17 protein-coding genes are annotated in these 17,516 nt (G+C 67.1%); 5 read left to right on the top strand and 12 right to left on the bottom strand.

Annotated features, from left to right (window positions below):
* Nucleotides 1-42 precede the first annotated feature (42 nt).
* From F3H87_RS14105 to F3H87_RS14070, 8 genes are all read right to left on the bottom strand, one after another.
* The gene (locus tag F3H87_RS14105; RefSeq protein WP_149787533.1) at nt 43-507 is read right to left on the bottom strand and encodes a cytochrome c-type biogenesis protein; all 465 of its coding nucleotides are present in this window, start codon (nt 505-507) and stop codon (nt 43-45) included.
* Nucleotides 504-2,480: a heme lyase CcmF/NrfE family subunit gene (locus F3H87_RS14100; protein WP_149787532.1), complete on the bottom strand. Its 1,977-nt coding sequence runs from the start codon at nt 2,478-2,480 to the stop codon at nt 504-506. Before F3H87_RS14100 ends, F3H87_RS14105 begins: the two co-directional genes overlap by 4 nt.
* 68 nt (nt 2,481-2,548) lie before the next feature.
* Nucleotides 2,549-3,133 (bottom strand): holin family protein, encoded by a 585-nt coding sequence (locus tag F3H87_RS14095; RefSeq protein ID WP_149787531.1) that lies wholly within the window; start codon nt 3,131-3,133, stop codon nt 2,549-2,551.
* On the bottom strand, nt 3,124-3,735 hold the full coding sequence (locus F3H87_RS14090; RefSeq protein ID WP_149787530.1) for a holin-associated N-acetylmuramidase: 612 nt from the start codon (nt 3,733-3,735) through the stop codon (nt 3,124-3,126). Before F3H87_RS14090 ends, F3H87_RS14095 begins: the two co-directional genes overlap by 10 nt.
* Nucleotides 3,736-3,796: 61 nt before the next feature.
* Nucleotides 3,797-4,243 (bottom strand): cytochrome c maturation protein CcmE, encoded by a 447-nt coding sequence (ccmE, locus tag F3H87_RS14085; RefSeq protein ID WP_149787529.1) that lies wholly within the window; start codon nt 4,241-4,243, stop codon nt 3,797-3,799.
* Between the two features lie 113 nt (nt 4,244-4,356).
* Nucleotides 4,357-5,169 carry a glutamate racemase gene (locus tag F3H87_RS14080; protein ID WP_149787528.1) on the bottom strand — a complete coding sequence of 271 codons (813 nt, stop codon included), beginning with the start codon at nt 5,167-5,169 and terminating at the stop codon, nt 4,357-4,359.
* A gap of 24 nt (nt 5,170-5,193) precedes the next feature.
* Nucleotides 5,194-6,072: a lysophospholipid acyltransferase family protein gene (locus tag F3H87_RS14075; protein WP_149787527.1), complete on the bottom strand. Its 879-nt coding sequence runs from the start codon at nt 6,070-6,072 to the stop codon at nt 5,194-5,196.
* Nucleotides 6,073-6,181: 109 nt separating this feature from the next.
* A complete protein-coding gene (locus F3H87_RS14070) occupies nt 6,182-9,589 on the bottom strand; it encodes an indolepyruvate ferredoxin oxidoreductase family protein (protein WP_149787526.1) in 3,408 nt (1,135 codons plus the stop codon).
* Between the two features lie 177 nt (nt 9,590-9,766).
* Here F3H87_RS14070 and F3H87_RS14065 point away from each other — a divergent pair, with 177 nt between their 5' ends.
* Nucleotides 9,767-10,672 (top strand): LysR family transcriptional regulator, encoded by a 906-nt coding sequence (locus F3H87_RS14065; RefSeq protein WP_149787525.1) that lies wholly within the window; start codon nt 9,767-9,769, stop codon nt 10,670-10,672.
* A gap of 184 nt (nt 10,673-10,856) precedes the next feature.
* On the opposite strand, the gene F3H87_RS14060 is transcribed toward F3H87_RS14065, so the two are convergent.
* Together F3H87_RS14060 and F3H87_RS14055 are read right to left on the bottom strand one after the other, a co-directional pair.
* Nucleotides 10,857-11,993, bottom strand: coding sequence for a M24 family metallopeptidase (locus tag F3H87_RS14060; protein WP_149787524.1), 1,137 nt, complete (start codon nt 11,991-11,993; stop codon nt 10,857-10,859).
* Nucleotides 11,990-13,003, bottom strand: a complete 1,014-nt coding sequence (locus F3H87_RS14055) for a pyridoxal-phosphate dependent enzyme (protein ID WP_149787523.1) — start codon at nt 13,001-13,003, stop codon at nt 11,990-11,992. The genes F3H87_RS14060 and F3H87_RS14055 overlap by 4 nt, the downstream gene beginning before the upstream one ends.
* 151 nt (nt 13,004-13,154) lie before the next feature.
* On the opposite strand from F3H87_RS14055, the gene purL reads away from it, so the two are divergent.
* From purL to grxD, 4 genes are all read left to right on the top strand, one after another.
* A complete protein-coding gene (purL, locus tag F3H87_RS14050) occupies nt 13,155-15,314 on the top strand; it encodes a phosphoribosylformylglycinamidine synthase subunit PurL (RefSeq protein WP_149787522.1) in 2,160 nt (719 codons plus the stop codon).
* Between the two features lie 73 nt (nt 15,315-15,387).
* Complete coding sequence (locus tag F3H87_RS14045) at nt 15,388-15,624, top strand: BolA family protein (protein ID WP_149787521.1); 237 nt, start codon at nt 15,388-15,390, stop codon at nt 15,622-15,624.
* A 4-nt stretch (nt 15,625-15,628) separates the two neighbouring features.
* The gene (locus F3H87_RS14040; RefSeq protein WP_149787520.1) at nt 15,629-15,868 is read left to right on the top strand and encodes a hypothetical protein; all 240 of its coding nucleotides are present in this window, start codon (nt 15,629-15,631) and stop codon (nt 15,866-15,868) included.
* A gap of 24 nt (nt 15,869-15,892) precedes the next feature.
* Nucleotides 15,893-16,261, top strand: coding sequence for a Grx4 family monothiol glutaredoxin (gene grxD / locus F3H87_RS14035; RefSeq protein ID WP_149787519.1), 369 nt, complete (start codon nt 15,893-15,895; stop codon nt 16,259-16,261).
* Between the two features lie 289 nt (nt 16,262-16,550).
* On the opposite strand, the gene F3H87_RS14030 is transcribed toward grxD, so the two are convergent.
* Together F3H87_RS14030 and F3H87_RS14025 are read right to left on the bottom strand one after the other, a co-directional pair.
* Nucleotides 16,551-16,946, bottom strand: coding sequence for a cell division protein ZapA (locus tag F3H87_RS14030; protein ID WP_149787518.1), 396 nt, complete (start codon nt 16,944-16,946; stop codon nt 16,551-16,553).
* The gene (locus tag F3H87_RS14025) at nt 16,939-17,424 is read right to left on the bottom strand and encodes a hypothetical protein (protein WP_149787517.1); all 486 of its coding nucleotides are present in this window, start codon (nt 17,422-17,424) and stop codon (nt 16,939-16,941) included. Before F3H87_RS14025 ends, F3H87_RS14030 begins: the two co-directional genes overlap by 8 nt.
* Between the last annotated feature and the right edge of the window lie 92 nt (nt 17,425-17,516).

Here is a 17,516-nt window from a genome sequence, read left to right as displayed (position 1 = left end):
AGCATACCCGCCCGCGTGGCAAGAAAAAGGGGGGACCGGGCGTCACTTGTCCAGAATATCGTTCAGACGGGCCTTTTCCTCGTCGCTGAGCGCCGCCGTTTCCACGGGTTCGGGCGCGGCCTCGCGGCGGCGCAGATAGACAATGGCGATCCCGGCACCGAGGATCAGCATGATCGGCCCCGCCGCCCAGAGCAGCCAGTTCGCGCCGGTGGCACGCGGCTGCAGCAGCACGTATTCGCCATAGCGGTCGACGACATAGTCGATCACCTCGTCATCGCTGTCGCCCGCCACCAGCCGTTCGCGCACCAGAAGGCGCAGGTCGCGCGCCAGCGTGGCGTTGGAATCGTCGATGCTTTCGTTGCGGCAGACAAGGCAGCGCAGCCCCCTGGACAGTTCGCGCGCGCGTTCCTCCAGCACGGGGTCGTCCAGCACCTCGTCGGGCTGCACGGCAAGCGCCGGCGACAGCGGCAGAACCGCCAGCATCAGGGCGAGAAGCAGATGTTTCATTCCGCCGGCACCCCCGCCGCGCCACGCATACGCCGCGCGCCCGCGGCCACGCGATAGCGGCGGTCGCCCAGGCTGAGGCAACCGCCAAGCGCCATCAGGATCGCGCCGCCCCAGATCCAGTTCGCCAGCGGCTTGTAATAGGTGCGCACCGCCCAGCCGCCATTGTCCTGCGGATCGCCGATCACGACATAGACATCGCGCAGGAAACCGTTGTCGATGGCGGCCTCGGTCGTGGGCATCTGGGCCACCGGGTAGGAACGTTTCTCGGGGTGCAGGGTCGAGATCACGCGCGTCCCCCGCGCCACCTGGACCGTGCCCATGGTCGAGATATAGTTCGGGCCCTGCACGCGCTCGACCTCCTGCAGGGTCAGGGTATAGCCCGCGATGTCAAAGCTTTCGCCCTTCTGCACCACGCGGATATCCTCGGCCTCCCAGGCCATCAGCCCGGCGATGCCGAACATGGTCACGCCCAGCCCGGCATGGGCCACGGCCTTGCCCCAGTCGGCGCCCGGCAGGCGGACCAGGCGGCGCAGCCGTTCGCCGATCGCGCCGCGTCCGGTGCGGCTCCAGATATCCACGGCGGCACCGAAGACCAGCCAAGCGCCCAGGAACAGCCCCACCGGCCCCAGCGCGCTGCGCCCGGTCTGCAGCGCAAAGGCCAGCGCGGCCAGCGCCAGCGCCAGCACGAAGGCCCCGCGCAGCGGGCGGAAGGCCCGCGCAAGGCTGCCGCGCTTCCACGGCATCATCGCGCCCACCGGCAGGATCGCGCCCAGGATCACGAAGAACGGCGTGAAGGCCATGTTGAAGAACGGCGCCCCGACCGACAGCTTGCGGGCAAAGGCCAGCTCCGCCACCAGCGGCCAGATCGTGCCGACGAAGACGACGAAGGCGCTGACCGCCAGCAGAATGTTGTTGAACACCAGCGCGCTTTCGCGGCTGACCATGCCGAACACGCCCTTGGCCTCCATCGCCTGCGCGCGCGCGGCATACAGGATCAGCGCACCGCCCATGAACACGCCCAGGATCAGCAGGATGAACACCCCGCGTTCGGGATCGTTGGCAAAGGCGTGGACGCTGGTGATCACGCCCGACCGCACGATGAAGGTGCCGATCAGGCTGAACCCGAAGGCCATGATCGCCAGCAGGATGGTCCAGCTTTTCAGCGCCTCGCGCTTTTCCACCACGATGGCCGAATGCAGCAGCGCGGCGGCGATCAGCCACGGCATCAGCGATGCGTTCTCGACCGGGTCCCAGAACCAGAAGCCGCCCCAGCCCAGTTCGTAATACGCCCACCAGCTGCCCAGCCCGATACCGATGGTCAGGAACACCCAGGCCGCCAGCGTCCAGGGCCGCACCCAGCGGCCCCATGCGGCGTCGACGCGCCCCTCGATCAGGGCGGCCACGGCGAAGGAGAACGCCATGCTCAGCCCGACATAGCCGAGATAGAGGAAAGGCGGGTGGAAGGCGAGGCCCGGGTCCTGCAGCAGCGGGTTCAGGTCCTGCCCGTCGAAGGGCGGCACCGCCAGCCGCAGAAACGGGTTCGAGGTGAACAGGATGAAGGCAAAGAACGCCACCGAGATCGCCGATTGCACCGCCAGCACCCGCGCCTTGAGCGTGGGCGGCAGATTGCCGCCGAACCACGCGGCCATCGCGCCGAACAGCGTCAGGATCAGCACCCAGAGCAGCATCGAACCCTCGTGGTTCCCCCACACGCCCGAGATCTTGTAGATCATCGGTTTCAGCGAATGGCTGTTCAGCGTCACCAGCCGGACCGAGAAATCCGAGGTGACAAAGGCATAGGTCAGCGCTGCAAAGGAAAACGCCGTCAGCAGGAACTGCGCATTGGCGGCGGGCTCGGCCACGGACATCCAGCCGGGCCAGCGTTTATGGGCGCCGATCAGCGGCACCACCGCCTGAACGATGGCGACGAGAAAGGCGAGGACAAGGGCGAAGTGGCCGAGTTCTGTAATCATGCCCTTGTTATATGCCTTAAGAACGGGCGGGCAAATCCGATTCTGCCCGCCTGTTCAACATGTCGCGGTCAGCGCCGCCCGCCCCCATGTTTCCACGCCTCGAGCGCGGGGTTGGCGTCGGGGCGCAGCGCGCCGAGGGTCAGGTCGGCGTCGCCCTCGCTGCGCGCCACGCCGGGCGTTTCCGCCCCGGCCCGCCGCAGCCGCGCAAGATCGTCCGCCATGGCAGGCAGCCGGGCCATGCTGCGCGCAAGGCTGGCCTGGAACTCCTGCCCCTTGGCCTGGTGGCGCGCGCCGAAATAGAAGCTGACGATCGCGCCCAGCAGCCACCACAGCGGTTCGGGCACCAGCGCGATGCCCTGCATCCGCGCGGCGAACCATACCGGATCGACCATCGCCGCCACGAACAGGCCCACCGTCCCCAGCGCCAGCGCCGGCCGCGGAAGGCGGTTCAGCGCGTCGACGATCCGGTCGAACCGGCTGCGGCCGGGGGCGGTCGTGAACTCGGCCCCGAACTGCGCCAGGGCGGCGGCGTGCCGGTCCGCGGCACGCGCGCCGGCGGCCTCGGCGTTTTCGCGGAACAGCCCGGCGGTGTGGCGCAGCCCGGCCCCGCCATTGCCGAAGATCGCGTTGAGTGCGCTGTCGATCAGTGCCATGCGCGTATCCTTTCGTCGAACTCGGCGCAGGTCAGGTGATAGCGGGGCGAGATGAATTCCTCGGCCCGGAGAATCCAGCCGCCCTTGCCGCCGTCGCGGCGGCGCACGTATTTGCGGCTGGCCGCGCGCCCGTCGGCGATGCGGAAGTAATAGTTGCGCCGCGCGATGCCGTAGGCGTCGGCGATATGGTCCGGCGCGGCGCGCGCCGCCGCATCGGCGGCCGCGATGGTCTGCGGGCCGATCACCCCGTCCACCGCCACGTCCTGCCCCATCTGGCGCAGCAGGCGTTGCAGGATCTTCACCGCGTTGGCGCCGGCGTTCACATACATGTCGAACACGCCGGGTTGCAGCGCGCCGGGCAAGGCGTCGATGCGGGGGCCGTGGAAATAGTGCCGCAGGAATATCCGCTCGGCATCCCCCGGCGTCAGGCGGCGGATATCGGCGGTGTCGATCCGCCCGTCGCCGGTCAGGTCCAACCCGAGCCGCCGCAGCGTGTGAATGGTGACGCCATGGTTGGTGGCGCCGCCGGGGTCGTCGGGGTCGTTCACGAACCCGCCTTCGCGCGCCACGATGGCGCGCGCGATATCCTCGATGTCTGGCATGAAACCCGCCTTTCGCTTCGCGTGCCGGCAAAGCGTGGCGGGTCAGTGGTTAACGGGCCGGTTAGCTACCGTTCGGGTCCTGGTAGACACCCTGTTCCTTCAGCGCGTCGACGACTTCCTTGGGCATGTAGGTTTCATCGTGTTTCGCAAGGATTTCAGAGGCTTCGAAGACACCGTTGATGTATTTTCCGGTACCGACCATGCCCTGGTTCTCTTCGAACAGGTCGGGCAGAACGCCGGTATAGGTGACGGGAATCGTAGCGCCGCCATCGGTCACGTCGAAGCGGATCGTCTCGCCCTGCCCGCGTTTCAGGCTGCCCTCGGCCACCAGGCCGCCGATGCGGAACACCTCGGTCGGGGCGGGCGGCTCGGCCAGGACCTGCACCGGCGAGCGGAAAAAGTTGATCCCGTCGCGCATCGCGTAACCGATCAGCGCGGTCGACACGACAAGCGCCACGGCAGCCAGGGCGATCACCTGAATCCGGCGGGTTTTCTTCAGCGACTTCATGGGGCCATTCCCGTTCCAAGCGGCATTCATTCGAACGGTTCTAAGATATGCCTTCGCCGCATCCCTGCCAAGAGGACAGGCTGCTACCTATTGTCCTTGCCCGCCCTGCCCCGTCACGCCTGTTCAAAGGTGATCTGGCGACGCAGGAATTGCGTGGCGCGGCTCGACACCCGGCGCGGATCGCCGGTGGTCAGGTACATCCCGTCGGTGCCGCTGCCCAGCATGCCGGGATGGCGTTCCAGGTAATCGGCCAGGCTTTCGGCCACGAGGTCGGCCTGGCTGTAGACGCTGACATCGGGCCCCAGCGCATCCTGGAACACGTCCTGCAGCAGCGGGTAATGGGTGCAGCCCAGGATCGCCGCCTCGGGGCTGGGCATCTTGCGCCTCAGCGCGTCGACATGGCTGCGCACCAGTGCCTCGGCCAGGATCATGTCGCCCTCTTCGATGGCGTCCACCACCCCGCCGCAGGCCTGCGCCTCGACATCGACGCCGATGGCGCGGAACGCCAGTTCGCGCTGGAACGCGCGGCTGGCCACGGTGGCGGGCGTGGCGAACAGCGCCACATGCTTGACCGCAACCTCGCGCGGCGGGCTGTTGTCGCCCCATTGCCGCTCGGTCAGCGCCTCGATCAGCGGCACGAAGACGCCCAGCACGCGCTTGTCGCGCGGCACCCAGGATTCCTGCATCCGGCGCAGCGCGGCGGCGCTGGCGGTGTTGCACGCCAGGATCACCAGGTCGCACCCCGCCGCCCACAGCCGTTCGACCGCCGCCGTCGTCAGGTTATAGATGTCGTCGGCGTCGCGCACCCCATAGGGCGCGTGCGCGCTGTCCCCGAAATAGACGAAGGGCACGTCCGGCAGCCGCCTGCGCGCCGCGTCCAGTACGGTAAGGCCGCCAAGGCCGGAATCGAAAATGCCAACTGCCATGGGAATCGTCCGTTCTGCCGCGCGTCACGCGCGGTGTTTTTCCTCGAATTCAAAGCCGTAGTCATAGGATGCCAGCGGCGTCGGCGACAACTCATAGGTGGCTTTGCGCAGGAAATCCATCATTGCCTTCGAGTCGCCCGCCCGCGCCGCCAGCTCGGCCTGCGCGATGGGGCGCCCCACCGCCACCCGCACGGGCGTATCCACGCGCTTGCGAAACTCCTTGAGCAGCAGCCCCATGCGCAGGGTCGAATGCAGGTGGCTGGCGATCTGGAACAGGCGGCTGGTATGCCCGTCGAAATAGACCGGCACCACGGTCGCGCCGGATTTGGCCACCATCCGCGCGGTGAAGGACCGCCAGCCCGGGTCCATCGGCTGCGAGAACGGCCTTGCCCCGGTGGACACCGTGCCGCCGGGAAAGATGCCGATCGCGCCGCCATTGGACAGGTAGCGCAGCGCCTCTTTCCGAGTCGCCAGATTTTCCTGCACCGCCGCGCGGGTTTCGTCGAAATTCACCGGCAGGATGATGCGGTCCAGGTCTTCGGCCTTGCGAAAGACCTTGTGCGCAAGGATGCGGAAATCGCCCCGCACCGTGGACAGGATGTGCCCCATCATCAGCCCGTCGAGGATACCGTAAGGGTGGTTGGCGATCAGGATCAGCGGCCCGTTGGCGGGGATGTTCGACAGGCTGCCGCCCGCCACCTCAAGGCTCAGCCCGTAGCGGTCGACCATCACCTGCCAGAAATCGCGGCCCGCCGCGACCTCGTGCTCATACCCCGCCGCGCGGCGGATCAGGCCGATCCGGCCGGTGACGTTTTCCATCACGCGGATCATGGCACGCCCGCCGCGGGTGGCGGCGGAATGCGCATAGGATATGTCGCGGGCGATATGACGCTGGCCCGGCATCGTGGCGTCCTTCCTGAAACTCTGGCGCCGATTTACGCCGCTGCGGCGAGTCTGGCCAGAGTTTTTGAAGATCGCGTGACAGCCCGCCACGCGGGCGGCGCGGCGGCGGTTACTCCGCCGCGCGGGCCAGCCCCGACCCGCCGTCGCGGAAGGCCGCCAGCAAGTCCTCGCGCCGTTTCGCGGCCTTGCGTTCATTGGCCTCCTTCACCGGGCCGAAGCCGCGGATCTGAAGCGGCAATTCCGCCAGCGCCACCGCGATATCCAGCGTTTGCGGCGTCACCTTGGGCAGGATGTCGGCCATGTCGGCCTCGTACTGCGCGATCAGCGCGCGCTCCATCCGGCGCTCGGTCGAGCGGCCGAACGGGTCCAGCGGCGTGCCGCGCAGCCCCTTCATCCGTGCCAGCAGGCGGAACCAGCGCATCATGCCGGGGCCGAATTCGCGCTTGGCGGGGCGCCCGTCCGGGCCCTGCCGCGACAGGATCGGCGGGGCGAGGTGGAAGGACATTTTGAAATCGCCCTCGAACTCCTGCCGTGCCTTTTCGTAGCTGTCCAGATGCAGGCGCGCGACCTCGTATTCGTCCTTGTAGGCCAGCAGCTTGTGATAGCCCCTGGCCACCGCCTCTTTCAGGCGCGGATCGTCGATACCGTCCACCAGCTTGCGATAGCGTTTCGCCAGCCGCTTGCCCTGATAGGCCACCAGCCGGTCGGCGCGGAAGGCGATCCTTTCGTCCAGCGATTTCGGCTTTTCCACCACTTTGGGTTCGATCAGGCGGCCCGCCTCTTCGGGGTTCAGCGCCGCCCAGCGGCCGATTTCAAAGGCGCGCAGGTTGCGTTCGACCGCCGCGCCGTTCAGCTCGATGGCGGTCCTGATCGCCTCATAGCTGACCGGCACCAGCCCGCGTTGCCACGCGGCGCCAAAGATCATCATGTTGGAAAAGATCGAATCCCCCAGCGTCGCCTTGGCCAGTTCCGAGGCGTCGAACAGGATCACCCGGTCGCGCAGCCGCGCCTCCAGCGCCAGCGTCAGCCGGTCGGTGGGCAGGGCGAACTCGGTGTTGCGGGTGAAATCGCCGGTGATGATCTCGTGGCTGTTGACCACCGCGCCGGTGCGGCCCTGACGGGTCAGGCCCAGCGTCCTGGCCCCGGCGCTGACCACCAGGTCGCCGCCGATCAGCGCGTCGGCCTCGCCCGTGGCGACGCGCACCGCGCTGATGTCGTCGGGCTTTTCCGCCAGCCGGCAATGGATATGCACAGCGCCGCCCTTTTGCGCCAGCCCCGCCATCTCCATCATCGCGGCGCCCTTGCCGTCGATCTGGGCCGCCTGCGCCAGCACCGCGCCGATCGTCACCACCCCGGTGCCGCCAACCCCGGTCACCACCACGTTCCAGGTCCCGTCAATCGCGGGCAGCGCCGGTTCCGGCATGTGCGGCAGCTCCAGCTCGGTCGTCGCGGCCTTTTTCACCTTCGCCCCCTCAAGCGTGAGGAACGAGGGGCAAAACCCTTTCAGGCAAGAAAAATCCTTGTTGCAGCTCGACTGGTCGATCGCCCGTTTCCGGCCCAGTTCGGTTTCCACCGGCACGATCGAAACGCAGTTCGACTGCACCCCGCAATCGCCGCAGCCTTCGCAGACATCGGTGTTGATGAACACCCGGCGGTCGGGATCGGGGAAAGTGCCGCGCTTGCGGCGGCGGCGCTTCTCGGCCGCGCAGGTCTGGATATAAAGGATGACCGACACCCCCGGCACCTCGCGCGCGCGTTTCTGAACATTGTCCATCTCGGCGCGTTCGAAGGTTTCGATCCCCTTGGGAAAGCGCGACAGGTCCACATCCTCTTTCTCGTCATAGACGACAAAGACCTCTTTCACCCCCATCGCGCGCACCTCGTCGGCGATGCGATAGGCATCCAGCCCGCCCTCGTTGCCCTGCCCGCCGGTCATGGCGACCGCGTCGTTGTAGAGGATCTTGTAGGTGATGTTCACGCCCGACGCCAAGGCGGCCCGGATCGCCATGATGCCCGAATGGTTATAGGTGCCGTCGCCAAGGTTCTGGAACACATGCCCCCGGCTGGAAAACGGCGCCTCGCCGATCCAGTTCGCGCCCTCGCCGCCCATATGGGTATAGCCCAGCGTGTCGCGGTCCATCCACTGCACCATGAAGTGACAGCCGATCCCGGCATAGGCACGGCTGCCCTCGGGCACCCTGGTCGAGCTGTTATGCGGACAGCCCGAGCAGAAATACGGCAGGCGCGCGGCGATTTCCTCGGCATTGTCGTTGCGCCTGATCTCGTCCAGCGCGGCCATCCCGGCCTTGATCCCGTCGGTGTCGCGGCCTTCCTCGATCAGGATGTCGCCCAGTTTCTCGGCGATCATCACCGGGTCCAGCGCCCAGCGGCTGGGGAACAGTTCCGGCCCGTTCTGGCCCTTGTGCCAGCCATAGACGCGGCGGCCGCGCCGGTCGTCGAAAATCGCCTCCTTGACCTGCACCTCGATCAGCTTGCGCTTTTCCTCGACCACGATGATCAGGTCCAGCCCCTCGGCCCAGTGGTGAAAGCCCTTCATGTCCAGCGGCCAGACCTGCCCCACCTTGTAGGTGGTGATGCCCAGCCGCTCGGCCTCGGCCTCGTCGATGCCCAGCAGCGACAGCGCATGCACAAGGTCCAGCCAGTTCTTGCCATGGCTCACCAGCCCGATCCGCGCACCGGGCTTGCCCCATATGCGCCTGTCGATGCCGTTGGCATGGGCAAACGCCTCGGCGGCCTGGCGCTTGTAGTCGATCAGCCGCGCCTCCTGCGCGACGCGGTCGTCGACCAGCCGGATGTTCAGCCCGCCGTCGGGCATGTCGAACTCGGGGCGGACAAGCTGCATGCGGTCGGGCCGGCCATCCACCACGGCGGTCGCCTCGATCGTGTCCTTCATGGTCTTCAGCCCGACCCAGACCCCGGCGAACCGGCTGAGCGCATAGCCGTAGATCCCGTAGTCCAGGATCTCCTGCACGCCCGCAGGGCTGACCACCGGCATATAGGCATCGACCAGCGCCCATTCCGACTGGTGCAGCACGGTCGAGGATTCGCCGGTATGGTCGTCGCCCATCGCCATCAGCACACCGCCATGGGCGCTGGTGCCGGCCATGTTGGCATGGCGCATCACGTCGCCCGTGCGGTCGATCCCCGGCCCCTTGCCGTACCACAGGCCGAACACCCCGTCGAACCGGCCCTCGCCGCGCAATTCGGCCTGCTGGCTGCCCCAGATCGCGGTGGCGGCCAGATCCTCGTTCAGCCCTTCCTGGAACTTCACGTCCGACTGCGCCAGGACCTTTTCGGCCCGGCGCATATGCATGTCGACCGCACCCAGCGGCGATCCGCGATAGCCGGTAACGAACCCCGCCGTGTCCAGCCCCGCTGCCGCATCGCGGGCCTTTTGCATCAGCATCAGCCGGACCAGCGCCTGCGTGCCGTTCAGTAGCACCGGCGATTTTTCCAGATCGAACCGGTCGTTCAGTGAAACCTCGGGTTTCGTCATGGTGCCCTCCCCTGTTGCGCCTCGATCGACACTATAGCCCAATTGCGCATCATTTTAGGTCAAAAATTGTGACCTAGAAAGGAATTTAGCGCCAATGACCCGGCGTAAGAGGGATGCAAACCGTTATCTTTTCGAATATTCCGTGTATCGGCAACGAGGAACTCGGAAGTTGCGGATATGGATTGGGACAAACTCAGAATTTTTCACGCGGTCGCGGATGCCGGCAGCCTGACCCATGCGGGCGAGGCGCTGCACCTCAGTCAATCCGCCGTGAGCCGGCAGATCCGCGCGCTTGAGGAAAGCCTGAACACCACGTTGTTCCACCGCCACGCACGGGGGCTGATTCTCACCGAACAGGGGGAATTGCTGTTCGACGCGACCAATGCGATGGCCAAGCGGCTGGATGCCGCCGCCGCCCGCATCCGCGACAGCGAGGACGAGGTGTTCGGCGAATTGCGCGTGACCACCACGACCGGATTCGGCAGCCTGTGGCTGGCCCCCCGCCTGCCCGCGCTTTACGAGAAATACCCCGACCTCAAGATCGACCTGATGCTCGAGGAACGTGTACTCGACCTGCCCATGCGCGAGGCCGATGTCGCCATCCGCATGAAGGAACCCAGCCAGGCCGACCTGATCCGCAAGCGCCTGATGGCCGTGCGGATGCAGCTTTACGCCTCGCCCAAGTATCTCGAACGGCACGGCCTGCCCGAAAGGATCGAGGATATCAGCCCCCACCGGCTGATCTGCCAGAATCCCAGTTCGGCGCAGGTCGGCGCGGGCGCCACGCTGGTGCAGGAGATCATGACATACGATCTGCGCTCGACCCTGACGGTGAACAACTATTTCGGGGTGCTGCAGGCGGTGCTGAACGACCTTGGCATCGGTGTGCTGCCCGACTACCTGACGCAGGACTTTCCCGATCTCGTGCGGATACTACCCGAGGTGGAATCGGTCGAAGTGCCGGTATTTCTGGCCTATCCCGAAGAGCTGCGCCACTCCAAGCGGGTTTCCGCCTTCCGCGATTTCGTGCAGGACGAAATCATCACCTATCGCAAACAACTGAAAGATCAGGCCCTTAGCTAACAGGTTAAGTTAGCCATGCGCATGATGCATACCGGCCATGCTGCACCCGCGGCGTTATTGTCCTTGATTGTACGCAAACAGATAACTAATTCCGCAATTGACGGTGATGACGACTAGTTTCTCATCATCTTCATACCTCCCTGTTGGACTTTGGCCGAGCTTAGTGCTCGGCCTTTTTTTGCGGTCACGCCAGGCGGGCCAGCGTGTCGGCCCAGGGCGACAGGATCTGCGCGCCGCCCTGCCGGATCACGACATTCTCTTCATGCACAAGGATGTTGCCACCGCCGGTTTCAACCCCCGGTTCCAGCGTGATCACCATGCCCGGCTCCAGCACGGTGCGGTCCGCGGCCGTCAGGGACAGCCCCTCGGTCAGTTGCATGCCCAGCCCGTGCCCCAGCCGCCCCGCGCCCTCGTCCGCACCGCAGATACGCGCCATGGCTGCGTGCACGTCGCAGGCCCGCGCGCCGGGCTGCGCCGCCTCAAGCCCGGCCTGCGCGGCCCCGAGCAGCCTGTCATGGGCAGACAGGACGCGCGGATCGGGCGTGCCCATGGCGAAATTCCGGTCGTAGTCGCAGAAATACCCGTCCCACAGCGCGCCGGTATCCAGCATCAGCACATCGCCCCTGGCCAGCGGCCTGTCGTCGGCGGGCGAGATCACGTCGGCATAACCCAGCGGCCCGGCCCCGCCCGCAAGGTAGGGCACCCAGTCGGCGCCCTCCTCCAGCAGCAGCATCTGGAACCGGCGAAACACCTGCGACAGCGGCATACCTGGCGCTGCGATTTCGGGGACGCGGGCAAAGGCGCGGGCGGCGATCCGGCAGGCATGGGCGATCCTGTCGATCTCGGCCCCGGATTTCACCGCGCGCAGCCGGGCGGTGATCCCGGCATCGTCGCGCAGGAACCGCGCGGTTTTGGCCCGTAACCGCGCGAAATCGGCCTGCGGCATCCGCAGATGCGTCTCGGGCCCCGAGGGGATGCCGACCGGGCCCTCCGCCACCTCGTCCAGCGTCGCGGCCAGCAGGCTGACGCCATCGTCCCCGGGCCGCGGTGCGGGCCATGTCCTGATATCGGTGATCCATGTCCGCCCCATCAGCGCCGCCCCGATCGACGGGATCACCGCGACGGGATCGCCCGCCGCCGGCACGATCAGGAACCACGGGCGCGACGGGCTTTCCCAGAACCGCGTCAGGAAGCCGGTGAAATAGCGTATCTCGGGCTCGGTCGTCAGCAGCAGCCCGCCCAGCCCCGCCTTTGACATCAATGCCTGCGCGCGGGTCAGCCGGGCCTCGTATTCCGCCTGCGCAAACCCGCGCGCGCTCATTCCGGGGCCTCGGACAGGATCGTCAGCACCCGCGCCTCCCCCGGCAGGTCCAGCCCCGCCAGCAGCACCGCCAGCCCGGCCCCGCCCGAGGGCGTGGTGGCCAGCCCCGCATCCGCCAGCACGGGCATGGCCGCCTGCACCTCGTCCTCGGAGATCAGCGCAAAGGCATCGGCATCGCGCGACAGGCCCCGCAGGGCGATCCAGCTGGCGGTCTTGCAATCCAGCCGCCCCATGCAGCTTTCGGGGCCGGTGGTGTCCACCGCCCTGCCCGCCGCGATGGCATGGTGCAGCGCCGGGGCGGCGGCGGGTTCGACCACGACGATCCGCGGGCCATCGCCCCAGGCATGACGCGCAAAGGCCGCCACCGCCCCGGCCAGCCCGCCGACACCGGCCTGCAGCAGGATATGGCTGGGCGGTGCGGGGATCTGTGCGGCCACCTCGGCGGCAAGCTGCAGGTAGCCCTCCATCAGGCGGTACGGGATGTCGGTATAGCCGGCCCACGAGCTGTCCGACAGCAGCACCATGCCCTCGTCCCGCGCGGCCCGTTCGGCGGCGTCCATGCTGGCGGCATAGTCGGCGCCGGCGTGGCGCACCTCGGCGCCCTCGGCGCGCAGCCGTTCGGCAAAGACTTCGGGCACGGTGTCCGACAGGCAGACCACCGCCCGCGCGCCGAACACCCGCGCCCCCGCCGCGACCGACAACCCGTGATTGCCCGCGCTGGCGGTGACATAGCTGCGCCCCGCCGCCTGCCCCGCCCCGGCATCGCAGGCGATCACATAGGCCGCACCAAGCGCCTTGAAACTGCCCAGCCCCATACGCCCGCGTTCGTCCTTGACCCACAGTTCGGCTACACCCGACGCGGCGGCGAGGCCGGGCGCCGAAACCAGCGGCGTTTCGGCATGGGCCGGGCAGCGCGCCAGCATCGCCGCCACGCGGGCGGCATCGGTGGACGGGTATGGCGCATCGGGCGACAGCCCGGTGCCGCGATGGGGGTTTTGCAGGATATCCATGACGCCTCCTGTTTGCCTGCCCCAGTCAAGGCGGTGGCGCGGTGCGGGTCAATGCCCGGCTGCGCCACAGCGCCCCTTTCCCCTGCCCGCGCGATGCCGTAAAGGAGGCCCGACACCACCAAGCCGCGCGCGACCCCGGGGGATATCGCAGATGGAAGAGCCCAAGATCACCCAAGACCTGATCGAAAGCCACGGGCTGAAGCCCGACGAATACGACCGCATTCTGGAAATCATCGGACGCGAGCCGAGCTTTACCGAGCTGGGCATCTTCTCGGCCATGTGGAACGAGCATTGTTCCTACAAATCGTCGAAGAAATGGCTGCGCACCCTGCCCACCGAGGGCCCGCAGGTGATCTGCGGCCCGGGCGAGAACGCGGGCGTGGTGGATATCGGCGACGGCCAGGCGGTGGTCTTCAAGATGGAAAGCCACAACCACCCCAGTTATATCGAGCCCTACCAGGGCGCGGCCACCGGCGTGGGCGGCATCCTGCGCGACGTGTTCACGATGGGCGCGCGGCCCATCGCGGCGATGAACAGCCTGTCCTTCGGCGAGGTCGGTCATCACAAGACCCGGCAACTGGTGCATGGCGTTGTCGAAGGGATCGGCGGCTACGGCAACTGTTTCGGCGTGCCGACCGTGGGCGGCGAGGTGCGGTTCCACCCCGCCTATAACGGCAACTGCCTTGTGAACGCCTTTGCCGCCGGGCTGGCCGATGCCGACAAGATTTTCTATTCCGCCGCCTCGGGCGTCGGCATGCCGGTTGTCTATCTCGGCGCCAAGACGGGGCGCGACGGCGTGGGCGGCGCGACGATGGCCAGCGCCGAGTTCGATGAAACCATTGAGGAAAAGCGCCCCACCGTGCAGGTGGGCGACCCGTTCACCGAAAAGCGGCTGATGGAGGCCACGCTGGAGCTGATGGCCACCGGCGCGGTGATCTCGATCCAGGACATGGGCGCGGCCGGGCTGACCTGCTCGGCGGTCGAGATGGGCGACAAGGGCGGCCTGGGCGTCCGGCTGCAACTGGACGACGTGCCCCAGCGCGAGGCGGAAATGACCGCCTATGAGATGATGCTTTCCGAAAGCCAGGAACGCATGTTGATGGTGCTGCGCCCCGAGAAAGAGGCCGAGGCGCGCGCGGTGTTCGAGAAATGGGATCTGGATTTCGCCATCGTCGGCGAAACCATCGCCGAGGACCGGTTCCTGATCCTGCACGGCAACGAGGTGAAGGCCGACCTGCCGCTGTCGAAACTCAGCTCGTCGGCGCCGGAATACGACCGCCCCTGGGTCGCAACGCCCGAGGCGCAGGCGCTGGAGGATGTGCCCGGCGTCGATCCCGTCGACGCGCTGCGCGCGCTGGTATCCAGCCCCAACTATGCCGCGAAACAGTGGGTGTACGAGCAATACGATACGATGGTGATGGCCGACACGGTGCAGACGCCCGGAATGGGTGCGGGGATCGTGCGGGTGCACGGCACCGACAAGCTGCTGGCCTTCACCTCGGACGTGACGCCGCGCTATGTGCGCGCCAACCCTGTCGAGGGCGGCAAGCAGGCGGTGGCCGAGGCGTTCCGCAACCTTTGCGCGGTGGGCGCGCGACCGCTGGCCACCACCGACAACCTGAATTTCGGCAACCCCGAAAAGCCCGAGATCATGGGCCAGTTCGTCGGCGCCATCAAAGGCATCGGCGCCGCCTGCAGCGCGCTGGACACGCCCATCGTGTCGGGCAACGTGTCGCTTTACAACGAAACCGACGGTCAGGCGATCCTGCCGACGCCGACGATCTGCGCCGTGGGCCTGATCGAGGGCGAGGACAAGGTGATCGCGGGCCAGGCGCGCGACGGGCACGTGGCGCTGCTTTTGGGGGACACGCAGGGCCATCTGGGCCAGTCCGCGCTGCTTTACGAGGTGTTCAACCGCGAGGATGGCGATGCGCCGCATGTGGACCTTGAGGCCGAGCGGCGGCATGGCGCATTCGTGCGCGACAATCATGAGCTGATCAAGGCCTGCACGGACCTGTCCGATGGCGGGCTGGCGCTGGCCGCGTTCGAGATGGCCGAGGCCGGCGGCGTCGGCGTTCATATCGACGACGACGACATGGCCCAGCTTTTCGGCGAGGATCAGGGCCGTTACCTGATCGCGTGCAATTTCGATCAGGCCGAGGCGCTGATGATCGCGGCCGGCAAGGCCGGCGTGCCGATGAAAACCGTGGGGCGTTTCACCGGCGACACCGTGCGGCTGGGCGGGGCCGAGGCGCCGCTCGACGAGCTGTCCGCGCTCTATCGCGGCAGCTTTGCCGGGGCACTGGGCTAACCCCCTCCGATCCCTTGCGGAGCCGGGGGATCGGAACTACATCTTTAAGTGACGACGACAGGAGAAGCAGCACATGCCGATGCATCCCCAGGAAATCGAGAACCTGCTGCGCGAGACCTTTCCCGACGCCCGGATCATCGTGGAGGGCGACGATGGCGTGCACATGTCCGCCGTGGTGATCGACGAAAGCTTTCGCGGCAAGAACCGGGTGCAGCAGCAGCGCGCGGTCTATGCCGCGCTCAAGGGCAAGATGGACGGGCCCAGCGGCGAGTTGCACGCGCTGGCCCTGACCACCCGCGCCCCGGACTGAGGCGATGAGCGAGGGGCTGACCATACCGATCCTGATCGTGCTGATCCTTGCGGTCGCCGCGATCATCGGTATCCGGCGGCAGCGCGATTTCAAGGGCACCGAAAGGGGCAGTGAGCCGGGCACCGGTTACCACGAGATGCAATCGCATTATTCGTCCGGCCTGGGCGGCCACGACACCACATGGCGGGTGCCGCGCGACCCGCAGGAATACGCCCGCACCTTCGTTCCGAAGGGACGGGACTGACAGCCAGATACCAAGGAAGCGACCATGAGCGACGCAGACGCAAAGACCCGCATCGACGAAACGGTGAAATCCCACGACGTCGTGCTTTACATGAAGGGCACCAAGGCCATGCCGCAATGCGGTTTCTCGCAGCGCGTGGCGGGGGTGCTGAATTACATGGGCGTGGATTACGCCGATGTGAACGTGCTGGCCGACGACGCGATCCGGCAGGGCATCAAGGACTATTCCGACTGGCCGACGATCCCGCAGCTTTACGTGAAGGGCGAGTTCGTGGGCGGCTGCGACATCATCACCGAAATGACGCTGTCGGGCGAGCTGGACCAGCTTTTCGACGAACAGGGCGTGGCCTATGACAAGGACGCCGCCGACAAGATCCGCGAAGCGAACGCCTGATTTTTCCTGTCAACGAGACGCACCCTGCCCGGAACAGCCGCGCAGCGGCCCGGGCATCGCACGGCCGCCCCCCGGCCGGGCGATTGGCTGCCGCAGGCGCCACGGTCTGAGGTACGAGGTGGCGGCACGATAAACTGCCAGTCACAAACGTCGGATCGCCCGACCGCGGCCGTGCGGTGCCCTCTGTTGCGAAACAACGCGAACGGTAGAAAGTCTGCCTAAGCGAGCATCCAATATACTCAGCTGCCGAAGATTTCATCGACAGCCTTTACGCGACATCGCAGCCGGCTCAGCCGCGGGTATGGTCTTCGAGGCTGGCGGCGATCGATTCCGCGCGGGCGGCCAGTTCGGCCAGCGTTTCGGTCACCTGCGGCGGCACCACGGCGACCTCGATACGCTCTGGCTCGGGCGGGGGTGCGCTTTTCAGGCGGTCGATCTCGGCCTGCATCTCGGCCAGCCTGCCCTGCGCCTCGCGCAGGCGATCCTCGACCCCGGCGGTCTTGTCGGCCAGCATCAGCCCGGCCATCAGCAGCATCCGCGCCTCGGGCAACCGCCCGATCTGCTGGGTCAGCACGCTGGCCTCGGTATCGAGCATGTTGGCGGCGGCCTGCAGGTAATGTTCCTCGCCCTCCTGGCAGGAGACCTCGAAGGCGCGGCCGCCGATACGGATTTCCACCTCAGGCATCTTCGCCCTCCTCTTCGCTCAGCAGCGGTGCGATGGTGGCCATGATCGCGTCGGCCTCGGCCACGTCGGCAGCGCGGGCGGCGCGCAGAACCTCGAGCTCGGCCAGCATCGCCTTGTTGATCAGGTGCGGCTCGGCCACGCCGGCGGCATTCGCCTCGGACAGTTGCGCCACGCTGTCGCGCAGCTGCTCGTTGGCCTTGCGCAGGCGCTGCAACTCGGAATCGAGGCGCTGCATCGCGTTGCGCGCGCTGTCCAGCTCGGCCTGCAGGGCGGCTGTCGCCTCCTCCTCGCGCGCGTGCAGCGTCCTCACCCGCTCCTCAAGCTGGGCGGTCACCAATCTTTCATCCTCGAGCGCCTGTTTCAGCGCGGCCAGTTCGTCCGCATCGGCCGTCCCTGCCCCGCCGATGCCATCGACCCCGCGCGCGATGCGGTCCATCGCGGCCGTCAGGCGCCGTTCAAGTTCAACGATATCGCTCATCGCGCTCAAGCCCCTATTCGTTCTGTCGGCGCGGTCCGCCTGTCATCGCCCCCGCACCCGCCTGCAATTCGGGGCACGGAATCGCCGAATCG

Origin of the sequence: Lutimaribacter pacificus (assembly GCF_900142185.1) — a bacterium.
Lineage (GTDB): Bacteria > Pseudomonadota > Alphaproteobacteria > Rhodobacterales > Rhodobacteraceae > Lutimaribacter > Lutimaribacter pacificus.
Note: the sequence above shows the minus strand (reverse complement) of the source record. Positions and strands in the feature narration are given on the sequence as shown.

Excerpts from the sequence above, each read along its gene's own strand:
- F3H87_RS14060 (WP_149787524.1), bottom strand. The coding sequence starts at position 11,993 with ATGAGCGCGCGCGGGTTTGCGCAGGCGGAATACGAGGCCCGGCTGACC.
- F3H87_RS14095 (WP_149787531.1), bottom strand. The coding sequence starts at position 3,133 with ATGGCACTGATCGACAGCGCACTCAACGCGATCTTCGGCAATGGCGGG.
- F3H87_RS14065 (WP_149787525.1), top strand. The coding sequence starts at position 9,767 with ATGGATTGGGACAAACTCAGAATTTTTCACGCGGTCGCGGATGCCGGC.
- F3H87_RS14030 (WP_149787518.1), bottom strand. The coding sequence starts at position 16,946 with ATGCCTGAGGTGGAAATCCGTATCGGCGGCCGCGCCTTCGAGGTCTCC.
- F3H87_RS14100 (WP_149787532.1), bottom strand. The coding sequence starts at position 2,480 with ATGATTACAGAACTCGGCCACTTCGCCCTTGTCCTCGCCTTTCTCGTC.
- purL (WP_149787522.1), top strand. The coding sequence starts at position 13,155 with ATGGAAGAGCCCAAGATCACCCAAGACCTGATCGAAAGCCACGGGCTG.
- F3H87_RS14055 (WP_149787523.1), bottom strand. The coding sequence starts at position 13,003 with ATGGATATCCTGCAAAACCCCCATCGCGGCACCGGGCTGTCGCCCGAT.
- F3H87_RS14045 (WP_149787521.1), top strand. The coding sequence starts at position 15,388 with ATGCCGATGCATCCCCAGGAAATCGAGAACCTGCTGCGCGAGACCTTT.
- F3H87_RS14070 (WP_149787526.1), bottom strand. The coding sequence starts at position 9,589 with ATGACGAAACCCGAGGTTTCACTGAACGACCGGTTCGATCTGGAAAAA.
- grxD (WP_149787519.1), top strand. The coding sequence starts at position 15,893 with ATGAGCGACGCAGACGCAAAGACCCGCATCGACGAAACGGTGAAATCC.
- F3H87_RS14040 (WP_149787520.1), top strand. The coding sequence starts at position 15,629 with ATGAGCGAGGGGCTGACCATACCGATCCTGATCGTGCTGATCCTTGCG.
- F3H87_RS14025 (WP_149787517.1), bottom strand. The coding sequence starts at position 17,424 with ATGAGCGATATCGTTGAACTTGAACGGCGCCTGACGGCCGCGATGGAC.
- F3H87_RS14080 (WP_149787528.1), bottom strand. The coding sequence starts at position 5,169 with ATGGCAGTTGGCATTTTCGATTCCGGCCTTGGCGGCCTTACCGTACTG.
- ccmE (WP_149787529.1), bottom strand. The coding sequence starts at position 4,243 with ATGAAGTCGCTGAAGAAAACCCGCCGGATTCAGGTGATCGCCCTGGCT.
- F3H87_RS14090 (WP_149787530.1), bottom strand. The coding sequence starts at position 3,735 with ATGCCAGACATCGAGGATATCGCGCGCGCCATCGTGGCGCGCGAAGGC.
- F3H87_RS14105 (WP_149787533.1), bottom strand. The coding sequence starts at position 507 with ATGAAACATCTGCTTCTCGCCCTGATGCTGGCGGTTCTGCCGCTGTCG.
- F3H87_RS14075 (WP_149787527.1), bottom strand. The coding sequence starts at position 6,072 with ATGCCGGGCCAGCGTCATATCGCCCGCGACATATCCTATGCGCATTCC.